The 23,173-nt window shown below is 72.0% G+C and carries 16 protein-coding genes; 15 read left to right on the top strand and 1 reads right to left on the bottom strand.

Translation table 11 applies throughout. The features are described 5' to 3' along the window. The first annotated feature begins 615 nt into the window (after window positions 1-615). From ACYQ8Q_RS16210 to ACYQ8Q_RS16200, 3 genes are read left to right on the top strand one after another with little or no spacing between them, the layout of a single operon-like run. Window positions 616-1,569 (top strand): S1 RNA-binding domain-containing protein, encoded by a 954-nt coding sequence (locus ACYQ8Q_RS16210; RefSeq protein WP_460065599.1) that lies wholly within the window; start codon window positions 616-618, stop codon window positions 1,567-1,569. A gap of 26 nt (window positions 1,570-1,595) precedes the next feature. Beyond that, window positions 1,596-2,222, top strand: a complete 627-nt coding sequence (locus ACYQ8Q_RS16205; protein ID WP_460065598.1) for a PadR family transcriptional regulator — start codon at window positions 1,596-1,598, stop codon at window positions 2,220-2,222. Beyond that, window positions 2,219-3,208, top strand: a complete 990-nt coding sequence (locus tag ACYQ8Q_RS16200) for a hypothetical protein (RefSeq protein WP_460065597.1) — start codon at window positions 2,219-2,221, stop codon at window positions 3,206-3,208. Before ACYQ8Q_RS16205 ends, ACYQ8Q_RS16200 begins: the two co-directional genes overlap by 4 nt. 82 nt (window positions 3,209-3,290) lie before the next feature. On the opposite strand, the gene ACYQ8Q_RS16195 is transcribed toward ACYQ8Q_RS16200, so the two are convergent. After that, the gene (locus tag ACYQ8Q_RS16195; RefSeq protein WP_460065596.1) at window positions 3,291-3,770 is read right to left on the bottom strand and encodes an HIT family protein; all 480 of its coding nucleotides are present in this window, start codon (window positions 3,768-3,770) and stop codon (window positions 3,291-3,293) included. 184 nt (window positions 3,771-3,954) lie between these two features. Between ACYQ8Q_RS16195 and ACYQ8Q_RS16190 the strand changes: the two genes are divergently transcribed. The 12 genes from ACYQ8Q_RS16190 (at window position 3,955) to ACYQ8Q_RS16135 (ending at window position 23,166) form a co-directional block, all read left to right on the top strand. Next, window positions 3,955-4,920: a polyphosphate kinase 2 family protein gene (locus tag ACYQ8Q_RS16190; protein ID WP_460065594.1), complete on the top strand. Its 966-nt coding sequence runs from the start codon at window positions 3,955-3,957 to the stop codon at window positions 4,918-4,920. After that, window positions 4,917-7,691 (top strand): cation-translocating P-type ATPase, encoded by a 2,775-nt coding sequence (locus tag ACYQ8Q_RS16185; RefSeq protein ID WP_460065592.1) that lies wholly within the window; start codon window positions 4,917-4,919, stop codon window positions 7,689-7,691. The genes ACYQ8Q_RS16190 and ACYQ8Q_RS16185 overlap by 4 nt, the downstream gene beginning before the upstream one ends. A 6-nt stretch (window positions 7,692-7,697) precedes the next feature. Beyond that, the gene (locus tag ACYQ8Q_RS16180) at window positions 7,698-8,060 is read left to right on the top strand and encodes a carboxymuconolactone decarboxylase (RefSeq protein ID WP_460065591.1); all 363 of its coding nucleotides are present in this window, start codon (window positions 7,698-7,700) and stop codon (window positions 8,058-8,060) included. A gap of 82 nt (window positions 8,061-8,142) precedes the next feature. Then, window positions 8,143-9,201 (top strand): hypothetical protein, encoded by a 1,059-nt coding sequence (locus ACYQ8Q_RS16175; RefSeq protein WP_460065589.1) that lies wholly within the window; start codon window positions 8,143-8,145, stop codon window positions 9,199-9,201. 48 nt (window positions 9,202-9,249) lie between these two features. Continuing rightward, window positions 9,250-9,984 (top strand): TIGR03936 family radical SAM-associated protein, encoded by a 735-nt coding sequence (locus tag ACYQ8Q_RS16170; RefSeq protein WP_460065588.1) that lies wholly within the window; start codon window positions 9,250-9,252, stop codon window positions 9,982-9,984. A 306-nt stretch (window positions 9,985-10,290) separates the two neighbouring features. Next, window positions 10,291-14,646 (top strand): Rne/Rng family ribonuclease, encoded by a 4,356-nt coding sequence (locus ACYQ8Q_RS16165; protein WP_460065587.1) that lies wholly within the window; start codon window positions 10,291-10,293, stop codon window positions 14,644-14,646. A 462-nt stretch (window positions 14,647-15,108) separates the two neighbouring features. Next, complete coding sequence (locus tag ACYQ8Q_RS16160) at window positions 15,109-16,224, top strand: DegT/DnrJ/EryC1/StrS family aminotransferase (protein ID WP_460065585.1); 1,116 nt, start codon at window positions 15,109-15,111, stop codon at window positions 16,222-16,224. A gap of 44 nt (window positions 16,225-16,268) precedes the next feature. Next, window positions 16,269-17,246 (top strand): Gfo/Idh/MocA family protein, encoded by a 978-nt coding sequence (locus ACYQ8Q_RS16155; protein ID WP_460073342.1) that lies wholly within the window; start codon window positions 16,269-16,271, stop codon window positions 17,244-17,246. Then, a complete protein-coding gene (locus ACYQ8Q_RS16150) occupies window positions 17,236-18,816 on the top strand; it encodes a glycosyltransferase family 4 protein (protein ID WP_460065583.1) in 1,581 nt (526 codons plus the stop codon). The genes ACYQ8Q_RS16155 and ACYQ8Q_RS16150 overlap by 11 nt, the downstream gene beginning before the upstream one ends. Further along, window positions 18,813-20,462, top strand: a complete 1,650-nt coding sequence (locus tag ACYQ8Q_RS16145) for a glycosyltransferase family 2 protein (protein ID WP_460065582.1) — start codon at window positions 18,813-18,815, stop codon at window positions 20,460-20,462. Before ACYQ8Q_RS16150 ends, ACYQ8Q_RS16145 begins: the two co-directional genes overlap by 4 nt. 9 nt (window positions 20,463-20,471) lie before the next feature. Continuing rightward, a complete protein-coding gene (locus tag ACYQ8Q_RS16140) occupies window positions 20,472-21,755 on the top strand; it encodes a nucleotide sugar dehydrogenase (RefSeq protein WP_460065581.1) in 1,284 nt (427 codons plus the stop codon). 115 nt (window positions 21,756-21,870) lie between these two features. Then, window positions 21,871-23,166: a hypothetical protein gene (locus ACYQ8Q_RS16135; protein WP_460065579.1), complete on the top strand. Its 1,296-nt coding sequence runs from the start codon at window positions 21,871-21,873 to the stop codon at window positions 23,164-23,166. The last annotated feature ends 7 nt before the right edge of the window (window positions 23,167-23,173 follow it).

Here is a 23,173-nt window from a genome sequence, read left to right as displayed (position 1 = left end):
GTGGGTCCAGCGCTCGAGTGCGCTCTTGACTCAGCCGTAGTCGCCGTCTCGTCGCGGGATGGGGGAGCGCGGTCCTGGAGAGCGCGAGCCGTGTGCCAGTCGGCCCTTCACGTACTGCCGTCGATCTTGTCGAGGGCCTGTTGGCACATTTCGACCCACCGGGTAATGCGGACTTCGGCGAGGCCTTTGGTGGCGTCGGCTTGGTGAAGGGATGAAGGGGTGGGACGTTGAGGGCCGTGTGGAAGAGTTCCTGAGCTTCGAGGTATCGATCGTCCATATGGAGCGAGGTGCCCAGACTCAGGAGCGGCCGGGTTCCGCCCGAGTCCGGACAACCGCGGCTGCCTGAGATGGACCACGCGTCCACGCTGGCCGAGCTGCGTCGACAGGTCCTGGCCCGACCTGGCCTGACGTCACGTCAACCGCCGTGGGTCTCGGCCCAGTCGTTTCCCTCCCGCAACGAGTGGGGTGCCTGAGGGACGGAAGCCGCCTGAAGATCACCGCTGGGGCGAACCGCGCCCGCACGTGGTTCATCAGCGCATCCGATCCCTCGGTGACGGTCCGGCCATGGTCCACACGGTGGTGTATCGGCGGTACACGGACCAGGTCATGACGCCCATGCGCCTCGACTGGCCAGTGGCCGGCGGGACGTTGCGCTCGATGCCTCCACCGGCGCGCGCATCGCCGACGAGGGGTGACGGTCTTCCGTGCGACGACGTGGAGTCCGTTCACGGCTCCTGTGCGAGCCTGGGCTGCATGGGGGATGCGTCGGTTGATCAGAGTGTCGTGCGGTTTCTGGCGGGGGTCCAGGTCGGTGATCTCCGCTCCGGGACGGTCGCGGAGGTCACCCGGTCCGAGGCGTCGGTGATCCTGGACGGTTTCGCCGCCCGGCCGCTCGGGCGGGTCGGGGCGTTGGACGGTTCCTGGCGTCGGCGCTTGGCCGAGGTGGCGGAGGTGGGGCAGCGGATCACTGCCGAGGTGATGGCCGTGGACCGGGACGCGGGTCGGGTACAGCTGTCGATGGCGGCCACCGAGCACCCGGAGCTCTGGGGGTTCCTCAAGCGGCTTCGGCGTGGTGAGAGCCTGGCCGGCACGGTGGCGTCGATCGAGCGGTTCGGCGTGTTCGTGGCGCTGGACGAGGGCCCTGCCCATCCGGTCCATCCCGGCGTCGGTTTCGTCACGTACCCCGAACTGTCCTGGCGGTGTTCCGAGACGGTGTCCGAGGTCGTCGAGGTCGGGCAGCGGGTGCGGTGTGAGTTCTTGCTGTTCGACACCACGAACGGTGAGGCCCGGCTGTCTTTGAAGGCCATGCGGCCGGACCCGTTCCTTGCGTTCGCCGACCGCGTCGCAGTGGGGCAGAGACTGCGGGGGCGCGTCACCCTGCTGGTCCCGTTCGGCGTTCTCGTCCAGGTCGAGGACGGTGTCGAGGGTCTGGTGCGACTGCCCGAGCTCAGTTCGGCGCCTGTGGCGGCTGTGGAGGATGTCGTCGAGGTCGGTGAGGAGGTGTCGGTCGTCGTCATGGACGTCGACCGGGAGCGACGCCGGCTGATCCTGTCCCGGCGACCTGAATAGTTTATTTGGACTGGTAGAGTTCGACTATGCCACGTCGCGCTCTCGACAACCCCGTCGTCCTGGCCGTGCTGGGACTCCTGCTGGAACAGCCCTCGCACCCGCATCAGATGCTTGCCGAACTGCGACAACGCAGCGACAGCCACGCGTCCGCGATCACGCGGGGCACGCTCTACAACACCGTTTCCGCCCTGACCGAAGCCGGATGGCTTGCCTCGCAGGGGCAGGAGCGCTCGGGAAACCGTCCGGAGAGGACCGTCTACGCCCTCACGGAACAGGGCCACGAGGAACTCGTACGACGGCTGGACTCCCAGATTCGCAACCCGGAGCGCGAGTTCTCGCAGTTCCTGGGCGCGGTCACCTATCTCGGCGCCCTCGGGCCGAGCGGCGCGGTGGAGGCACTGGGCGAGCGCGCCCAACGCCTCCGGCACCGCACGGCCGCCGATGAGGACCGTCTCGCGGCGGCCCTGGCGGCCGGCGTACCCCGACTGCACGTCATCGAAGCCGAATACGCGCTGTGCCTCGCTCGCGCCGAGATGACATGGATCGACTCGGTCATGGACGAGATCCGCACCGGCTCACTGGCGTGGCCGACCGCTGCGGCAGCGATCTCCGCACCCCTTGAGACGCCCGACCGGAAGGAAGCCGACGCATGACATCGACGGTGTACGACGGCCTGCTCTTCGGGATCTATCCGGGCGGAGCCGCGGGTGACGACACCGGGGGCCTGGCCGACGGTCCGCCCGATGACCCGGCCCTCGTGTCGAGTGCGCTCGACCGTCTTCAGGGCCGACCGGGGCGCCCGTTCCTGGTGCGCGCCTACCTGAGCTTCGACGACGCCACCCGCCTCGGTGAGCCGCACGCCACCGCGGCGCCGGTCGCCGCAGCCCGATACGCGGTCCGGGGGCGCCGTCTGGACCTGGTGGCGCAGTACCGGTCGGCAGCCGGGGACGTCGACGGCTACTGCGCCTTCCTGCGCGAGCTGGTCGAGCAGTACGGCGCGGTCACGAGCACGCTGCAAGTGGCGGAAGAGCCCGACGTCACGTCGAACCCGACGCTGGACGGCTACTACCCGGCGGTGCGCGAGGCGATCGTCCGCGGGGTCTCCGTCGTCAAGGCGCGAGCACGTGAACTCGGGTACACCGACCTGCGGGCCGGATTCAACACCGCCCCTCTCTTCGGGCCGGCGGTCTCCTTCGTCACCGACCTGACCAGCCTCGGGGGAGAGGACTTCCGCGCCGATCTGGACTACGTGGGCCTGGACTTCTTTCCCGACGTCTTCCGACCCGTCGACGCGTCCGACCTCGCGCGCACCGTCGAGGCACTGCTGCGTCACCACCGTGACTCGGTGCTGGCGCCCGCCGGCCTGGGACACCTGCCGCTGCACATCACCGAGCACGGCTGGCCCACCGGACCCGAACGCCACCCGCGCCGGCAGGCCGACGTCGTCGAGACCGTGGTGGAGGTGATCGCCGCCCAGTCGAAGCGGCTGCGTCTGAGCGGCTACACGCATTTCGCGCTGCGAGATGCCGACAGCGCCCGAACGGGGCTGTTCCATCAATTCGGGCTCACCACGGACGACTACTCTCCCAAGCCCGCCTTCGACACCCTGACGAGGCTCGTCGAGCGCCTCAGCGCCTGAAGTATCTGACGTTCTGAAGTGTCTGAAGTGGCCGAGCTGCCTGTGATGCCTGGAGCGGGAAGGGAACAGGCGATCCTTTCCCTCAAGCCTGCGAACACAGGCGATCGAGTTCGCTCCCGATCTCGTCCCGCAGCACGTCATGCTGCGGCCCCAGCCTGAACCCCTCGTCACTCCACCGGTCGGCCGGGTACAGCCACACGGGCTTGCCCACCAGCTCGGCCGGCTCCCAGGTGAACCGTGGCCAGACGTGGGCGTGCAGGAACGGGTCGGTGTTCCCCAGGATCTCCAGGTTGACCCGGCGGAAGCCGGGGTCCAGGCGTCGGCAGACGCGCTCGACGGCTTCTCCGAGACGGTCCATGTCGGACAGGAACGACAGCCGCCCCGCCCTCGGCAGATCCGACAGCCGCTGAACCCCTGGTTCGTCCACGAGGAGAACCGAGTAACCCGGCAGGAACTGAACGTCGCCGATCACCGCGAACCCCGACTCGAGCCGCCGTAGCACGGTCGGGTTCTCGCCTCGCAGCGCAGCCCCGATCCGATCCGTCCTCCAGTCACCCGCCATGGCCCCAACCTAGCCACGGGTCATCGGCGGCCGTCGGGCGCCGGGCGAACGCGCCTCGAAAGCCTCCCGGCAGCCCGCCCGACCGCCGGGGGGAACCACCCTTGGCGGGTGAGGTCGGCGACGGCCCGGGCGGTGATCCTGCTGAGGGGATCGGGGGACACGGTGGCGAAGGGACGAGCGGGCGATGGGCGACGAGAGGGCCGAGCGGATCGCGGAGTTCGTCAGTCCGTTGCGGGTCGCGCCCGGCCGCAGGGTGCGGCTCGGGAAGGACTTCGATCCGCGGTACAAGGCGGGGATCCGCAAGAAGAAGGAAGGCGTCGAGCTGCTGCGGAGCGGGGTCGAGCTGCTCGCCGACTATCAGCAGCGGCTGGCCGCGCAGGACACGCACGGGCTGCTGGTGTGTCTGCAGGCGCTGGACGCCGGCGGCAAGGACGGCACGATCCGGCATGTGATGAGCGGGGTCAACCCGCAGGGTGTGCGCGTGGCCTCCTTCAAGGTGCCCTCGGACGAGGAGCTCGACCACGACTTCCTCTGGCGCTACAACCGCGAACTGCCCGGGCGTGGGGAGATCGGCATCTTCAACCGGTCCCACTACGAGGAGGTGCTGGTGGTGCGGGTGCACCCGGAGCACCTCGGACGCCAGAAGCTGCCCGACGCGGCCCGCGGTGCGGACGTGTGGAAGCGGCGCTACCGGGAGATCAACGACTGGGAGCGCTATCTCACCGACAACGGCTTCACCGTCGTCAAGCTCTTCCTGAACCTGTCGAAGGAAGAACAGCGCACCCGTTTCCTCAAGCGCATCGACGTCCCCGAGCGGAACTGGAAGTTCTCGCCCGCCGACGTCCGTGAGCGCGCCCGCTGGGACGACTACCAGAAGGCGTTCTCCAAGATGCTGTCGGCGACCAGCACCACCTGGGCGCCCTGGTACGTCATTCCCGCCGACCGGAAGTGGTTCGCGCGGGTGTGTGTGAGCGCGGTGCTGGCCCACACGCTGATCGGCATCGACCCCCGCTATCCGGAGGTCGACGACGAGACCCGGCGGGAGCTGGCCGAGGTCAAACGCGAACTGGAGCGCCAGGCCCCCGAGGGCGAGCCGGCCGACCCGTACGCCGCGAAGGGCAAGGGCAAGAAGCGCGGGGGGCGGGTATGAGCGCCCCGGCCCGCGCCCCGCAGCCGCAGCCGCAGCCACGCCGGCGGGTCGCGAGCGGTCGGGCCTGGTACGCGCTGCCCCCGGACGAGGTCGCCGCCGCCCTCGGGGCGGAGCCCGAGCGAGGGCTGTCCGCCGGCCGGGCGGCCGAACTGCTCCGGGCGAACGGCCCGAACGCGCTGCCGGAGGAGCAGCCGGTGCCGGGCTGGCGCCGCTACCTCGCCCAGTACCGCAGCTATATGCAGCTCGTGCTGGTGGCCGCCGCCGTGGTCTCCCTGGCGATCAAGGAGTGGAGCACCGGCGTCCTGCTGCTGGTGCTCACGGTCCTCAACGCGGTCGTCGGGATGCGGCAGGAGGGCAAGGCGGAGAGCGCCATGAACGCCCTCAAGTCGATGATGAAGGCGACCGCGCGGGTGCGCCGGGACGGGGCCGAGTCGGAGATCCCGGCCGAGGAGGTCGTCGTCGGCGATGTGGTGCTGCTCGCGGCGGGCGACGAGGTGCCGGCCGACGGGCGGATCGTCGTGGCGAACGCCCTCCAGATCGACGAGTCCGCGCTGACCGGCGAGAGCGTGCCCGCCGTGAAGGATGCCGGGACGCTGACCGGGGCGGATCTCGGGGCGGATCCGGCGCCCGGGGACCGCACGAACATGGCGTTCATGAACACCCCCGTCACCCACGGCAGCGCGACCGTGATCGTCACGGCCACCGGGGCCGAGACGGAACTCGGGCGTATCTCCGGGATGCTGTCGAGCACCGGCCGGGAGGCCTCGCCGCTGACCCGGGAGCTGGACCGGCTCACCCTGTGGATCGCGGGGACGGCCGGACTGACGATGATCGTGATGTTCGTGCTGGGGCGCAGCCGCGGTACGGCGTGGGACGCGCTGTTCGTGAGCGCGGTCTCGCTGGCCATCGCCGCCATCCCGGAGGCCCTGCCGACGGTGACACAGACGATCCTGTCGATCGGCGCGGTCGACCTCGCCAAGCGCGAGGCCATCGTGAAGGACCTGCCGTCGGTGGAGTCGCTGGGCTTCACCTCGGCGATCAACTCCGACAAGACCGGCACGCTCACCATGAACCAGATGACGGTGGTCGAGGTGCTCGACCCGGGCGACCGCTACACCGTCTCCGGCACCGGGTACAGCCTGGAGGGCAGGATCCGGCACCCCGTCGGCTCGGCGCCCGACATGGAGGAGGCGATCCTGCCGTACCTGGTCGCCAACGACGCCACACTCGTCGGGGGCGAGGTGGTCGGCGACCCCACCGAGGGCGCGCTGCTGGTGCTCGGGCACAAGGCCGGGCTGGACATCGACGCCACCCGGGAGCGCCTGCCCCGGCTGGCCACGCTGCCCTTCGACCCGTCGTACAAACTGATGGCCACCTTCAACGAGGCGACGGACGAGACGGGCCGCCCGGTCGTGCGCTGCTTCGTGAAGGGGGCGGCGCCCGCGGTGATCGACCGGGCCGCGACGGCGCTCGCGGGCGGGACGGCGGTGCCGTGGAACGAGGACGCCGGGGCGCGGGCGCAGACCCATGTCGAGCGGATGGGCGGCGAGGGCCTGCGGGTGATGGCGGCCGCGCGGCGGGACCTCGACCCGGCGGACTTCGACGCCGACGGCGACCTCCTCGCGTATGTCACCGAGTTGCAGATGACGAGCCTGGTCGGCATGGTCGACCCGCCCCGGGAGGAGTCGCGGGCCGCGGTGGCCGACGCGCAGGCGGCCCACATCCGGGTGCGGATGGTCACCGGCGACGACGTCGTCACGGGGGCCGCCATCGCCCGGCAGCTCGGCATCGAGGGCGAGGCCATGCTCGGCGCCGACTTCGCCGCGCTGCCGGAGGAGGAGCGGCTCGCGCGGATCGACGACATCGGCGTGGTCGGGCGGGTCGCCCCCGAGCACAAGGTGCTGCTCGCCGACACGCTGAAGGCGAAGGGGCATGTGGTGGCGATGACCGGGGACGGCGTCAACGACGCCCCGGCCATCAAGGCCGCCGACGTCGGGATCGCCATGGGGTCCGGGACCGAGGTCGCCAAGAACGCCGGCCGCGTGGTGCTGTCCGACGACAACTTCGCCACGATCGTCTTCGCCGTCGAACAGGGCCGCAAGATCTACGACAACCTCACCAAGTACATCCGGTTCGTGCTGGTGCTGCTGGTCGTGTTCGTGCTGACCTTCCTCGGCGCGACGCTGTTCGACATCGCGGCGGGCGAGCCGTTCACCCCGGCGCAGGTCCTGTGGATCCACTTCTTCGTCAACGCCGCCTTCGGCTTCGCGCTCGGCTTCGACCGCCAGAGCCCGGGACTCATGGCGCGCCGGCCGCGCCCGCGCGGCGAACCGGTGCTGACCACGGGAGTGATGGCCACCGTCGGGCTCTCCGGACTGGCGATCACGATCGGCCTGCTCTGTCTGATCCAGCTCGGCACCTCGCGCTTCGACAGCGTCGAGATCGGCCAGTCCATGGCGTTCACGTCGTTCGCGCTCTGTCTGATCGTGGCCGCGCTGGAGTGCCGCAGCGAGACGGACACCGTCCTCACCACCGCCAGCTTCGACAGCAGGCAGATGAACATCGCGATGCTCGTGGAGTTCGTGCTCGCCGTGCTGGTGACCCAGATGGACGGCTTCCAGCGGCTCCTCGGGACGACCGAGATCGACCTGGAGCAGTTCGGCTGGGCGCTGCTTCCGGCCGTGGCCCTGCTGGCGCTGTGGGAGCTGGGAAAGGCCCTGGTCAGGGGCCGCTCACAGCCGACAACGACCCCGCACCACACAGAAAGGTGACCCGTTATGGCAACCGCATCCGACACCCCCGTCCTCGACACGCTCGCCGCCATGACCGTCGACTCCATCGAGCGCTGTCACATGGACGAACGGACGCTCATCCTCACCCGTATCGCCGCCCTGGTGGCCGTCGACGCTCCGGCCGTCTCCTACCTGGCGCACATCGACCCGGCGGTCAAGGCCGAACTCACCGTCGAGGAGCTCCAGGACGTCCTCGTCGCCATCGCGCCCGTCGTGGGCAGCGCACGCGTGATGTCGGCGGCCGGCCACATCGCGCAGGCCTTGGGCGTGGCCATCGAACTGGCCGAGGCCGAGGCGGAAGCCATCGCCAACGCCAACGCCGAGGCGCAGGGCCGCGGCAGGTCCTGAACCGCCCACGCCGGGCACACTCTTGTCATCCGTCCGGCTGATCCGGTGCATCCAGTGAGCGGTCCGCGGCGTCCACACCGGTATGGACCTGCAGAAACCGCCCGCCGAGCCGGATCAGCCGGAGGGATGTCTCGTCGTCGCGATCCGGCTGCCGGTGCGGATCGTGGTGCTCGTGCTGGTCGTGCCCGTGCGGATGGCCTGGGACGCGCTGGTCGTCACCGGCCGCCTCCTGCGGGACACCCTGCTCCGGCCGCTGGGCCGGGCCCTGCTGTGGCTGGGGCAGGTGCTGTTCGTACGGCCGCTGGTGGGGCTGTGGCGGTACGTCCTCGTCCCGGCCGGCCGGGCCCTGGTCCGGCTCGGGAAGGTGCTGCTGGTCGTCCCCGCCGTCGCCCTGTACCGGTACGTCCTCACCCCGGTCGGCCACGCCGCCCGGTGGCTGGCGCTGGGCGTAGGAGCGGGGATCGTCCGGCTGTACGCGCGCGTGCTGACGCCCGCGGGCCACGCGGTCGTGTGGCTGGTGCGGTACGGGATCGTCGTGCCCGTCCTGTGGTGCGTGCGGTACGCCGTCGTGGTGCCCGTGCTGTGGCTGGTCCGGTACCTGGTCGTGGTCCCCGCGCGGTGGGCGTACGAGTGGATCCTCGCGCCGGTCGGACGGACCGCCGCCCGGTGCGCGCTCGGGCTGTGGCGGTGGGTGCTCGTCCCCGTCGGGCGCTTCCTGGGTGTCCTCGCCCGTGAGGTCGCCGACGCGCTCGGGCACGCCTGGCGGATCGCGGGGCACCTCTCGCGCGCTGTGGGACGGTTCCTCGCCACCCTCTTGCGGTGGGTCTTCGTGGAGCCGGTGCGCTGGGTGTACCGGACCGTGCTCACCCCGGTCGGACACGCCGTGCGCGACACCGTCCTGAAGCCCGCCGCGCAGGCCGTGCGCGCCGTGGGCCGGGTGACCCGGCAGGTCCTCGCCTCCGCGCGCGAGACGGCCCGGCGGACACGGGCCGACGCACGGCGGATGCTGTTCGGGGAACCCCGGGAGCGGGGCGTGCGGACCCGGGAGAGGGAAGCGGTGCTCCGGCGGGAACCGACGCCGCTCGGCACACGTACTCTTGATAGCAGTACGACCGCTCTCACGAACCTCACGAAGGACTGAACGACACTGGGCAAGCGACAGCCCGAAGGCCCGCCGCCCGCACCCGCGGTGCAGCGCATCCGACTGCGCTACACCAAGCGCGGCCGCCTCCGGTTCACCAGCCACCGTGACTTCCAGCGTGCCTTCGAGCGCGCGTTGCGCCGTGCCGAGGTGCCGATGGCGTACTCGGCGGGGTTCACGCCGCACCCGAAGGTGTCGTACGCCAATGCCGCACCCACCGGCACGGGCAGTGAGGCGGAGTACCTGGAGATCGCGCTCACCGCGGCCCGCGAACCGCAGACGCTGCGTGCGCTGCTCGACGAGTCGCTGCCCACCGGGCTCGACATCGTCGACGCGGTCGAGGCCCGCACCTCGGGCCTCGCCGACCGGCTCACGGCCTCGGTGTGGGAGCTGCGGCTCGACGGAGTCGACCCGGCCGACGCCGAACGCGCCGTCCAGGTCTTCAACTCCGCCGGGTCCGTCGAGGTCCAGCGCATGACCAAGAACGGCATGCGCACCTTCGACGCCCGCCCGGCGGTCGTCCGTCTCGAAACACAGAGTGAAGCGGCTGATAGGCCGACCGACCGGGCCTGTGCGATACTGCGGCTGGTTGTTCGGCACGTGACGCCTGCCGTACGACCCGACGACGTCCTGTCCGGTCTCCGCGCCGTGGCCGACCTGGCGCCGCCGGTCCCCGCAGCGGTGACCAGGCTGGCGCAGGGGCTGCTCGATGAAGAGACCGGCGCCGTGACCGACCCGCTCGCGCCCGACCGCGAGGCAGCCGAGGCCCTGACAACGGCCTGACGACTGCCGCCGCGAAGGCGTCGACGCACGGAAGGTTCCGCATCGGGACGGGCGTCGTAGCGCAGCCCTCGTACTCGGGAGCCACCTGGGTCGGGCAGCGCACCCACCAGAAGACTTTCGCCAGGCCGTCGCAACAGGGCTACGGAACCGGCGAGACAGGACACAGAGAGCTCCCGTGCGGCGGCCGCGCCCCGGACGGCGGCAGCGCGCAGGTGCGCGAGCCGCGGACGTCAACGGCGACCGATCCCTCGTGATCGGCGCCGGGCCCGGTGCGGCGCCCGGGAGCCTGACGGGAGACCCACCCGCATGCTCGAACCGACCGAACCCACCCAGGGTTCCGAAGAACAGAACAACACCCCCAGCGACACCCTGCCGCCGCGTCGTCGGCGCCGTGCCGCTTCCCGCCCGGCCGGACCGCCGAGCGGCGCCGAGGCCGCGGCGGAGATCACCGCGCCGGCCATACCGGCCGTGGAGACCGCCGAGAAGCTGGCGGACGAGGTCGACGAGACCGAAGAGGTCGCCGTGACCGAGCACATCGAGAAGACCGAAGAGGCCGAGGAGGCCGCGGTGGAGAAGGCCGAGGAGGCCGCTGCCGCGCCGCGTACCCGTCGTAGGGCCACGCGTCGTGCGTCGGCGCCCGCCGGTGCCCCGGTTTCGGCCGAGGCCGATGCCGAGGCGGCCGAGGCCGCTGCCGAGACGGTGGTGCCGGCGGCCGCTGCCGCCGCCGAGGTGGAGGCCGTGGCTCCGGTGGCCGAGGAGGCCGCTGCCGCGCCGCGTGCCCGCCGTCGGGCCACGCGTCGTGCGTCGGCGCCCGCCGGTGCGCCGGTTTCGGCCGAGGCCGAGACCGAGGCTGTGGCTGAGGCCGTTGCTCCCGCCGAGGTGGAGGCCGTGGCTCCGGTGGCCGAGGAGGCCGCTGCCGCGCCGCGTGCCCGCCGTCGGGCCACCCGTCGGGCGTCCGCGCCCGCCGGTGCGCCGGTTTCGGCCGAGGCCGAGACCGCCGTGAGCGCGGAGACGGAGCCGTCCGTGGCCGAGGAGCCCGCCGAGGCCCCGGCCGCCCCCGCGGAGGTCGTCACCGAGGTCGTCGCGGAGGCCGCCGAGGAGGCCGCCCCCGCGCCGCGTGCCCGGCGTCGTGCCACCCGCCGGGTGACCGCGCCCGCCGAGGCCGAGGCCGAGCCGGCCGCGACCGCCGTGACCGAGCCCGCCGCTGCCGAGCCCGCTGTCACCGAGCCCGCCGCCGAGGCGAAGGCCCCCGAGGCCGCCGCCCAGGCTCCGGTCTCCACCGCTCGGACCGCCGCCGCCCAGGCCCCGGCCGTCGGTGCCACCATCCGTACCCCGGTCGTCTCCGAGGCTCCCGCCGAGGAGGAGGCCGGTGGCCGACGGGCCCGTCGGCGCGTCGTGCGCCGGGCCGCCGGTGGGTTCTCCGAGCCCGCGCCCGTGCGCAACGGCGAGGGCGACGCGCCGCGCCGGCCCGCGCGGCCCGCGGTCGCCGTGTTCCAGGCGCCCGTGTTCGCCGAGCCGCAGTTCCAGACGCCTCAGCGCGCCGCCGCCGAGGCTGCCGCCGCGTCCGCCGAGGAGCCGGTCGAGGCCGAGGAGACCGAGGAGCTGCCCACCGAGGAGGTTCCCGCCGAGGAGCAGGCCGGCTCGCGCCGTCGCCGTCGTCGCCGGGGTGCCGCCTTCGCGGAGGACACCGAGACCGCCGAGCGGGCCGAGCCCGAGCCCGCGCCCGTCGCCGAGGCGGCGGACGAGACCGAGCCGGAGGAGGCCGACGAGGCCGCCGAGGACGGGGGCGAGGGCGACGAGGAGAGCGAGGAGACCGGTTCGCGCCGTCGCCGTCGCCGCGGTGGGCGTCGCCGCCGCCGGGGCGAGGCCGCCGACGAGACCGACGGCGTGGACGCCGAGTCCGACGAACTCGCCGCCGAGCAGGCCGAGCAGGACGCCGAGGACACGGCCGAGCAGACCGAAGAGGACGCCGCGGACGCCGAGGACGCCGAGGACGAGGCCGGCGGCTCCACCGCGGGCAGCCGTCGCCGGCGCCGCCGTCGTCGTCGCGCCGGAGACAGCGGCGCCGACGTCGAGCCGGGCGACGGCGACCCCGAGCGGACCGTCGTCAAGGTCCGTGAGCCCCGCAAGCCCGCCGAGCCGTCCGACGAGGTGCAGTCCATCAAGGGCTCCACGCGTCTGGAGGCCAAGAAGCAGCGCCGCCGCGAAGGCCGTGAGCAGGGCCGCCGACGCGTCCCGATCATCACCGAGGCCGAGTTCCTGGCCCGCCGCGAGGCCGTCGAGCGCGTGATGGTCGTCCGCCAGAGCGGCGAGCGCACCCAGATCGGCGTCCTCGAGGACGGCGTGCTCGTCGAGCACTACGTCAACAAGGAGCAGTCCACCTCGTACGTCGGCAACGTCTACCTGGGCAAGGTCCAGAACGTGCTGCCGTCGATGGAGGCCGCGTTCATCGACATCGGCAAGGGCCGCAACGCCGTCCTGTACGCCGGTGAGGTCAACTTCGAGGCGCTCGGCATGGCCAACGGGCCGCGCCGCATCGAGTCCGCGCTGAAGTCCGGGCAGTCCGTGCTCGTTCAGGTGACCAAGGACCCGATCGGGCACAAGGGCGCCCGGCTGACCAGCCAGGTCTCCCTCCCGGGCCGCTACCTCGTGTACGTCCCCGAGGGCTCGATGACCGGCATCAGCCGCAAGCTGCCCGACACCGAGCGGGCCCGGCTGAAGACGATCCTGAAGAAGATCGTCCCCGAGGACGCGGGCGTCATCGTGCGCACCGCCGCCGAGGGCGCGAGCGAGGACGAGCTGCGCCGTGACGTCGAGCGCCTCCAGTCGCAGTGGGAGGACATCCAGAAGAAGTCCCGCAACGGCGGCGGCTCGAACGCGCCGTCGCTGCTGTACGGCGAGCCGGACATGACCGTCCGGGTCGTCCGCGACATCTTCAACGAGGACTTCTCCAAGGTCGTCGTCAGCGGCGACGAGGCCTGGTCGACCATCCACGGGTACGTCTCGCACGTCGCGCCCGACCTGGCCGAGCGGCTGTCGAAGTGGACCTCCGAGGTCGACGTCTTCGCCACCTACCGGATCGACGAGCAGCTCGCCAAGGCGCTGGACCGCAAGGTCTGGCTGCCCAGCGGCGGTTCGCTGGTGATCGACCGGACCGAGGCGATGGTCGTCGTCGACGTCAACACCGGCAAGTTCACCGGCCAGGGCGGCAACCTCGAGGAGACGGTCACCAGGAACAACCTGGAGGCGGCCGAGGAGATCGTGCGCCAGCTGCGGCTGCGCGACCTCGGCGGCATCATCGTGATCGACTTCATCGACATGGTGCTGGAGTCCAACCGGGACCTGGTGCTGCGCCGTCTGCTGGAGTGCCTGGGCCGCGACCGTACGAAGCACCAGGTCGCCGAGGTGACCTCGCTGGGCCTCGTGCAGATGACCCGCAAGCGGGTGGGCCAGGGTCTGCTGGAGTCCTTCTCCGAGACCTGCGTCCACTGCAACGGCCGCGGTGTCATCGTCCACATGGAGCAGCCGACCTCGGTCGGTGGCGGCGGCAAGCGCAAGAAGCGCGGCCGGGGCGGCGACGCCCATGAGCACGAGCACGAGGCCGTGGCCGTCGAGACCGCCGAGCCGCTGGTGGGCGCCGAGGAGGAGGCCGAGAGCGAGGCCGAGGTCGCCGCCGAGGTGGCTGCACCGATCGCGCTGACGCCCCCGGAGTTCGCCCCCGACGAGGAGCTGTACAGCAGCGTCGCCGAGGCGGAGGCCGCGGCCACGCGTGGGCGCAGCCGCCGTAGGGCGAGCCGCCGGGCGTCCGCTCCGGCCGGTGCGCCGAAGGGCGCCGCGCGCCGGGGAGGCCGTGGCGAGGTGTTCGCCACGGAGGAGCCGGCCGAGGAGTTCACCGAGGCCCCGGTCGAGGCCCCGGTCGAGTCGCCTGCCGAGGCCCCTGTCGAGGCGCTCGTGGAGGTGCCCACCGCGCAGGCCGTGACCGCCGAGGCGGAGGCCGCGCGTCCGGTGCAGCCGGCCGAGGCCCCGGCCGCGCAGGCCGAGCCGGTCGCGGTGGGGGACCCGGTCGTCGAGGCGCCCGCCGCGGAGGAGGCCGCGCCCAAGGGCCGTACCCGTCGTCGCGCCACCCGCAAGGTGTCCGCGCCGGCCGGTTCGCCCGCCGGTGCCGAGGCCGCGGTGGTGACGGTCGTCGAGCCCGCCGTGGAGGCCCCGGCCGCCGAGGCGGAGCCCGTCGGGGCCGAGCCGGTCGTCGAGGCCGAGCCGGTCGCCGAGAGCGCGGCCCCGGCCCGCCCGCGGCGCCGTGCCGTGCGCAAGGCCACCGCGCCGACCGCGCCCGAGGAGACGGCCGTCGTGGTCGTCCCGTCCGCCACGACGGAGGCCACCGACGCGGAGGCCGCCGAGGCGGAGCCCGTGACGGCGGAGGTCACCGGGGCGGAGGCCGCCGAGGCCGAGGGCGTCGCCGGTGAGGAGGCCGCTCCCGCCAAGAAGACGGCCGCCCGCAAGACGGCGAAGAAGGCCACGGCGAAGAAGGCCGCCACCAAGAAGACGGTGACGGCCAAGAAGACGGCCGCGAAGAAGACCGCCGCCAAGAAGACGACGGCCAAGAAGGCCGCCAAGGCGACGGTCGCGAAGAAGACGGCGGCGGCGCAGGCGACCGAGGACTGACCCTCTCACCTGCGGTGCGACCACGACGCGGGCGTCCGGTGCGAACCGGGCGCCCGCGTCGCCGTCCGTCCGCCCCGCCCACCTGCTCACCTCGCGTCGCACTGTGTTTACCGTAGAGTTACGCTGTGTCTTGCTTGTGATATCGGGCACCCGGGGCGGTGGTTTCTCTGTGGTAACACTCGGGAAAATTGCCGTCCCCGTGCTGGTAACGTGCAGTCTGGTCCCGGTGGCCAAAGACATGCACACCGTGACCACAGCCGATGAGCACAACCGGTCCCGTACCGGGTACGGCTGAATCCCGCAAGGAACCCTCGGGGGGCGGGCTCCTGTGTACAAGCCGTCCATCCGCCCACAGGCGGCCATGGACAACCAGGGATGCGGCCGTGCTGAACATCGACATGGCCCTTCCCGACCGCATGACGTGGTGCGCCTTAGAGGTCGCCGTAGAGGAGGGGTACGTCGATGACCGACGCCCATGAGTTCATACCGGCCGCCAGACCCGTGATCGACGAGGACGAGATCGAGGCAGCGGTGCGCGTTCTGCGCAGCGGCCGGGTCGTCCAGGGTCCCGAGGTGGCCGCCTTCGAGGAGGAGTTCTCGGAGCTGGTGGCCGGGCGTCACTGCGTCGCGGTCAACTCCGGCACCTCCGCCCTCCACCTGTCGCTGCTGGCCCTCGGCCTCGGTCCGGGCGACGAGGTGATCGTGCCGTCGTTCTCCTTCGCGGCCTCCGCCAACGCGGTGCGGCTCGTCGGGGCCGACGTGGTCTTCGCCGACATCGACGCCGACACCTTCTGTCTGGACCCCGCCGCGGTCGAGGCGGCCATCACCCCGCGCACCGCCGCGATCATGCCGGTCCACCTGTACGGGCACCCCGCCGCGATGGACCGGATCATGGCGATCGCCGCGCAGCACGGCCTCGCCGTCGTCGAAGACGCCTGCCAGGCCCATGCCGCCGCCCTGAACGGCACCCCCGTCGGTGCCTTCGGCGCCGCGGGCACCTTCAGCTTCTACCCGACGAAGAACATGCACAGCCTCGAGGGCGGCATGATCTCCACCGGTGACGCCGAGGTCGCCCGCACCCTGCGCCTGCTGCGCAACCAGGGCATGGAGCAGCGCTACGCCAACGAGATCGTCGGCGCCAACGTCCGGATGACGGACGTCTCCGCCGCGATCGGCCGCGTCCAGCGCGGCAAGCTCGACGGCTGGACCGAGCAGCGCATCGCCAACGCCGCGTACCTCACCGAGCACATCAGCGCGCCGAACGTGGTCACGCCGAAGGTCGCCGAGGGCGCCCGGCACATCTACCACCAGTACACCGTGCGCATCCAGGGCGACCGCGAGGCCGTCATGGCCGGGCTGACCGAGGCCGGCATCGGCAACGCCGTGTACTACCCGACCCCCATCCACCGGCTGAAGCCGTACTGGGAGCCGGACCAGAAGGCGGGCCGCACCTGGGACCTGCCCGAGACGGAGCGCGCCGCCGCCGAGGTCGTGTCGCTGCCCGTGCACCCCTCGCTGTCCGCGAGCGACCTCGAGCGGATCGCCGCCGCCGTGAACACGCTGGGGGAGCAGCTGTGAGCAACGGGAAGCCGCTGCGCGCGGGGCTCGTCGGCCTCGGTTCCATGGGCCGCCACCACGCCCGCGTCCTGTCCGGTCTGGAGGGCGTCGACCTGGTCGGTGTCGTCGACCCGATGGGCGACAAGTTCGGCGCCGCCCAGGGCGCGCCGATCCTGGACACCGTCGAGGAGCTCATCGCCCTCGGCGTCGACTACGCGGTCGTGGCCTGCCCCACCCACCTGCACGAGCAGGTCGGTCTGGCGCTCGCCGAGGCCGGGGTGTGCGCGCTCATCGAGAAGCCCGTCGCGGAGACCGTGGACGGCGCCCGCCGCCTCGTCGAGGCGTTCGAGTCGCGTTCCCTGGTCGCCGGTGTCGGCCACATCGAGCGCTGCAACCCGGCGCTGCGTTCGCTGCGCACCCGCCTGGAGGCCGGTGAGCTCGGTGACGTCTACCAGGTGGTGACCCGCCGTCAGGGCCCGTTCCCGCACCGTATCGCGGACGTCGGCGTGGTCAAGGACCTCGCCACCCACGACATCGACCTGACCGGCTGGGTGACCGGACGCGAGTACGTGTCCATCGCCGCCCACACCGTCTCCAAGAGCGGCCGCGTCCACGAGGACATGGTCTCCGCGGTGGGCCGTCTCGACGACGGCACCATGGTGAACCACCTGGTGAACTGGCTCAGCCCGCTCAAGGAGCGCTTCACCTCGGTGACGGGGGAGCGCGGCTGCTTCATCGCCGACACCCTCACCGCCGACCTGACCTTCCACTCCAATGCCGCGGTCACCACCGAGTGGGAGGCCCTGCAGGCCTTCCGCGGGGTGTCCGAGGGCGACATGATCCGGTACGCCATACCCAAGCGTGAGCCGCTGCTCGTCGAGCACGAGCTGTTCCGGGACGCGGTGCTCGGCAAGGACGCCGACATCTGCACCCTGCGCCAGGGAATGCGCACTGTTCAGGTGGCGGCCGCCGTGCTGGAGTCGGCTACACAGAACCGCAGCGTTTCCCTTCAGGTGGAGGACCTGGCAACTCATGGCAGCTGAACAAACGTCGGCGCAGCCGGCGGTGCGTGGACGCATCGTCATGCTCGTCGACAACGGGGTGAACGGCGACTCGCGCGTGCAGAAGGAAGCACGCTCGGCCGCCGAGGCCGGGTGGGACGTGATCCTGCTCGGCAAGGGCAAGGGGAAGAGCGAGACGACCTGGGAGATCGGCAAGGCGCAGGTGCGTCTGCTGCCGGTGCCGGGTCCGATGCACCGCCGCCGTCATGAGTACCGCCGGGCCGTGCTGCGCTCGCCGCTGGCGTACAAGCCGGGCCCGCTGGCCGCGTACCGCCGGCAGAAGATCAAGGCCTGGCGCGCGGACCTCAACATCCGGCTGATCCTCGCCCAGCAGGAGGGCTCGTTCCTCACCAGGCTGCGGCTGGTGCTGCCCCGGGTGGCCTCCCGGTTCGTGCAGAACTGGGTGAACCTGCGGGCGCGCAAGACCGCCAAGCTGGAGAAGAGCCGCAAGGAGATGGAAGGTCCGCTGGACCGGTTCACCACCGCGTTCTGGCACCGGACGATGGGCACCCGCAGCTGGCGCAAGCTCGACCCGCACCTGTGGGACCTGGAGCTGGCGTACGGCAAGGTCATCGACGACCTCGACCCGGACCTGATCCACGCCAACGACTTCCGCATGCTGGGCGTCGGCGCCCGTGCCGCCCTGCGCGCCCGGGCCCGTGGCAGCAAGGTCAAGCTGGTGTGGGACGCGCACGAGTTCCTGCCCGGCATCAAGCCGTGGAACCCGCACCCGCGCTGGCACAAGGCGCAGGTCGCGCACGAGCTGGAGTACTCGCGCCACGCCGACGCCGTCACCACGGTGTCCGACACGCTCGCCGGGATGCTCCAGGAGCGGCACCACCTCAAGGAGCGTCCGTCGGTCGTGCTCAACGCGCCCGACGCGGAGATCTCCCCGGAGCAGGCCGCCGAGCCGGTCCCGGACCTGCGGGAGCTGTGCGGCATCGGCCTGGACGTGCCGCTGACCGTGTACAGCGGTGCCGCCGCCCCGCAGCGGGGTCTCGACATCATGGTCGAGTCGCTGCCGCAGCTGGCCGAGGTGCACACCGCGTTCGTCGTGCTCAACACCGAGTCCGAGTACATGCGCGGCCTGCGGGAGCGCGCCGAGGAACTGGGCGTCTCCGACCGGCTGCACATCCTGCCGTACGTGCCGCACTACCAGGTGGTGCGCTTCCTCGCCTCGGCGGACCTCGGGGTCATCCCGATCCACCACTGGCCGAACCACGAGATCGCGCTCATCACCAAGTTCTTCGAGTACTCGCACGCCCGGCTGCCGCTGATCGTCTCCGATGTGAAGACGATGGGCGAGATGGTCCAGCGCACCGGCCAGGGCGAGGTCTTCAAGGCCGAGGACATCGAGGACTACGTGCGCGCGGTCAAGTCCGTGCTCGGTGACACGGCCCGCTACCGGGACGTGTACGACAAGGACGGTCTGCTCGACGAGTGGACCTGGGAGGCCCAGGCCGAGCTGCTCGACCAGGTCTACACCCGGCTGCTCCCCGGCAGCGCGGTCCGTCCGGCGGCCGAGCGCAGACCGGTGGAGGCGGGGGCATGAGCGGCACACCGGACGTCAGCGTCGTCGTCGCGGTGTACAACACGATGCCCTACCTGACGGAGTGCCTGAACTCCCTGATCGGGCAGAGCATCGGCCGAGAGCGCCTGGAGGTCGTCGCCGTCGACGACGGCTCCACGGACGACAGCGGCCGCGAGCTGGACCGGTTCGCGGCGCTGTACCCGGACACCGTCAAGGTGATCCACCAGCCGAACTCCGGCGGCCCGGCCGCGCCCAGCAACCGTGCGCTGGACGTGGCCACCGGCCGTTACGTCTACTTCATCGGCTCCGACGACTACCTCGGCGAGGAGGCGCTGGAGCGCATGGTGAAGTGCGCCGACGCGAACGACTCGGACGTCGTCGTCGGCAAGATGGTCGGCACCAACGGCCGGTACGTGCACCAGGCGCTGTACAAGGAGAACGTCGCGGACGTCAGCCTGTACGCCTCCGCGCTGCCGTTCACCCTGGCCAACACCAAGCTGTTCCGGCGGGACATGGTGGAGAAGTACCACCTGCGCTTCCCGGAGCACCTGCCCGTGGGCAGCGACCAGCCGTTCACCATCGAGGCGTGCGTGCGCGCCCGGAAGATCTCGGTGGTGGCCGACTACACCTGCTACTACGCGGTCAAGCGCGGCGACGCCAGCAACATCACCTACCGCGCCGACCATCTGGCGCGGCTGCGGGCGGCGGCCGAGATCGTGGACTTCACGGCCGGGCTGATCGAGGCGGGCCCCGACCGGGACGCCGTACTGCGCCGGCACTTCACCTGGGAACTGGCCAAGCTCGTCCAGGACGACTTCCCGTCCCTGGACCGGGAGTTGCAGCGGCAGCTCTGCACGGGCGTCGGCCGGCTCGCGGACGCCTACTTCACCGACGGCGTCCGGGACGCCATGGACGTCAAGCGCCGGGTGCGGATCGCGCTGGCGCAGGCCGTCGCCATCGACGAGCTCGCCGAGGCGATCTCCGCGGAGAAGGAGCACGGGGCGCCCCCGTTCGTGGTGGAGGGCGAGCGCGCCTACGCCCGCTACCCGGGCTTCCGCGACCCCCGGATCGGGGTGTCCGACCGGGTCTACGAGCTGGTCGGGGAGGCCGTGCCGGGCCGTCTCGCCAAGGCCACCGTGCTGCTGGACTCCGCCTGGGAGCAGGAGGGCGAGAAGCTCGCCTACACCGCGTCCGTACGGGTGCCGGTCCTGGGCGATGTCGAGGGGGCCGGCCTGTCCCTGCGCCTGGTCAAGGGCGCGATGCCCAAGTCGGCGGACAAGCCGGGCGCGCGCCGGCTGAAGCCGGGGCACGAACTCGCGCCCGTGGTGGGCGAGATGCGGGTGGAGCCCGCCGAGAACGGTGCCGGAACCGTCCTGCACGCCCGTGTCCCGCTGCAGCCGGCCACCGGCAAGTGGGGCGTGCGCGTGTACGTCGACGTGGCCGGTTCGACGTACGAGATCCCGGTGAGCGGCAAGGGGCTGCCCATGCCGCTGGCCCGCAAGTGGGGCCGGGACGACGACCCGTACCGCGCGTCGGCCCTGGTCAACCCGAAGGGGCGCGTGGTCGTCGACACGGCCCAGATGTACCCCCCGAAGAGGACTGTGGTCCGGCGGGCGCTGGGGGGCCTTGTCCGGAAACTGAAGTCCCGTTCCAAAAGGAAGAAGTAGCGACCCTCCATGAACATCTGTGTAGTAGCGCTCGGCAAGATCGGGCTCCCGCTGGCGGTGCAGTTCGCCTCCAAGGGCCACCGGGTCATCGGCGCGGACGTCAACGAGAAGGTCGTCGAGCTGGTCAACGCCGGTGTCGAGCCGTTCCCCGGTGAGCACGACCTCGACGTCAAGCTGAAGCAGGCCGTCGACGCCGGTCTGCTGAGCGCGACCACGGACACCGCGTCCGCGGTCGCCGAGTCCGAGGCCGTCGTCGTGGTCGTCCCGCTGTTCGTGGACGCCGAGGGCACCCCGGACTTCGGCTGGATGGACGCGGCGACCAAGGCGATCGCCCAGGGCCTCAGGCCCGGCACGCTGGTCTCGTACGAGACGACCCTCCCGGTCGGCACCACCCGCACCCGCTGGGCGCCGATGCTCGCCGAGGGCTCGGGCCTGACCGCGGGCGAGGACTTCCACCTCGTCTTCTCCCCGGAGCGCGTCCTCACCGGCCGGGTCTTCGCCGACCTGCGCCGCTACCCCAAGCTGGTCGGCGGCATCGACGAGGCGTCGAGCGCCCGTGGCGTCGCGTTCTACGAGCAGGTCCTCGACTTCGACGAGCGCGCCGACCTGCCGCAGGCCAACGGGGTGTGGGACCTGGGCACCGCCGAGGCCTCCGAGCTGGCGAAGCTGGCCGAGACGACCTACCGGGACGTCAACATCGGTCTGGCGAACCAGTTCGCGCGCTTCGCGGACAGCAACGGCATCGACGTCAAGAAGGTCATCGAGGCCTGCAACTCGCAGCCGTACAGCCACATCCACCAGCCGGGCATCGCGGTCGGCGGCCACTGCATCCCGATCTACCCGCGGATGTACCTGTGGAACGACCCGTCGGCGACCGTCGTGCGCTCCGCGCGTGAGGCGAACGCCGCGATGCCGGAGTACGCGGTGGACCTGCTGGCGGCCGCCTACGGCGACCTCACCGGCGTGAACGTCCTCGTCCTGGGCGCCGCCTACCGCGGCGGGGTGAAGGAGACGGCCTTCTCGGGCGTCTTCCCGACGGTCGAGGCCCTCAAGGCGCGCGGCGCGGTGCCGTACGTCTCGGACCCGATGTACACGGCCGAGGAGCTGTCCGCGCACGGTCTCACCCCGCACGCGGGCGAGAAGGTCACCGCGGCGATCCTCCAGGCCGACCACGCCGAGTACCGCACCCTGGCCCCGGCGGACCTGCCGGACGTCACGGTCCTCGTCGACGGACGTCGTACGACGGACCCGCAGGCGTGGAAGGGTGTGCGCCGGGTCGTGATCGGCGGCTGACACAGCCGACCGTCGTAGGATGCGGCCCCGGCCACGTGGACCGGGGCCGTTTCCCTTGCCGTTCTCTTGTCGTTTCTCCTGCCGTTCTCTTGTCGTTCTCGGGGGTGTCCGTCGCATGCCGGGTGAGTCGTCCGTGTCGGACGTCCGCACCGTGTCCGCCTCGGTGCGTGCCGCGGCCCGCGCCCGTCGGCTGCGGGCCGCCCTCCCCCTGCTGGTCTGCGTCGTGTACGCCGTCCTCCAGCTCGCCGCCGGTCCCCGGTGGACGCTCTTCCCCGACTCCTACCGCTATGCCCGCGCGGCCGAGCAGTACCTCGGCGCATCCCGCGCGGAGGCCCATCGCACGGCGCTCGCCGCGTTCTGCACCAGCCGGGCCGAACGCGAGGCGCAGGAGGCACGGCTCCAGCCGGTGAACCTCCAAAGCGAGCGGGCCCTGGTGGCGGCCGCCGTCCGCGAGTGCCGCGAGCGCTGGGCGGACGCCCGGGACATCACCACCGCCGACCCCCGCTACCAGGCCATCTTCGCCGCCCGCCCCGGCTATCCGCTGCTCGCGACGCCCTTCGTCGGCGCCTTCGGTGTGCTCGACGGCATGTGGGTGCTGGGCCTGCTCACGGCCGCGGGCGGCTCCCTGCTGGTCTTCGGGCTGCTGCGGCGCGGCGCGGGGCTCGGCCGGGCGGCCGCGCTCACCGGGCAGGTGGCGTTCCTCGCCAGTCCGCTGGGCTGGTGGAGCAACCAGGCGCTGAGCGAGGGGCTGTTCACCCTGTGCACGCTCACCGTGCTCTGGGGCGGCCTGATGCTGCTGCGCCGCCGGGCCCTGCCCGTGGCGGCGGCCGTCACGGTCCTGGGGTACGGGGTGGGCGCGGTGACGCGCTACTCGTCGGTCCTGGCGCTGGCGGGACTCGTGGCGGCGGCCGCGGCGGGTGCCCTGTGCTGGTCGCGCCCGTTGCGGCACCGGGGGACGGCCGTCCTCGCGGGGGTGTCGGCGGTGGCCGCGGCATCGGTGGCCGTGGCGATGAAGGCGCTGGCGCTGCCGTCCACGGAGGTGACCCTCCAGGACACCTTCACCCACCACTTCCGGTTGCCCGAGGTGGCCGACCCGTGGGGCGACCTGTTCGGCCTCTCCGTCCGGTTCTGGCGGGACTGGGTGGCCCAGCAGGCCGGGCTGCCCTACTTCCTGGTCCTGACCGCGCTCGCGGTGTGGGCGCTGGCCCGGTACGGCGAGGGGCTCGGCCTGCTCGCCGCGGCGACCGCTCTGAGCGGGGCGTTCGCGGTCGCCGGCCATCCGCTGGTGCAGGAGGCGGACCGGCTCGGGGTGCTGATGTGGATGCCGGTCGTCCTGGGGCTGCCCCTCGTCGTGGACCGCCACTGGGCATGGCACCCGGTACGGGGTTCGGAGCCACGCCCAGCGGGATGAGGCCCGG

The sequence above is a fragment of the Streptomyces sp. YKOK-I1 genome (genome assembly GCF_054660435.1).
The sequence above is the reverse complement of the archived record's forward strand: the minus strand, read 5'-3'. Positions and strand labels throughout refer to the sequence as shown.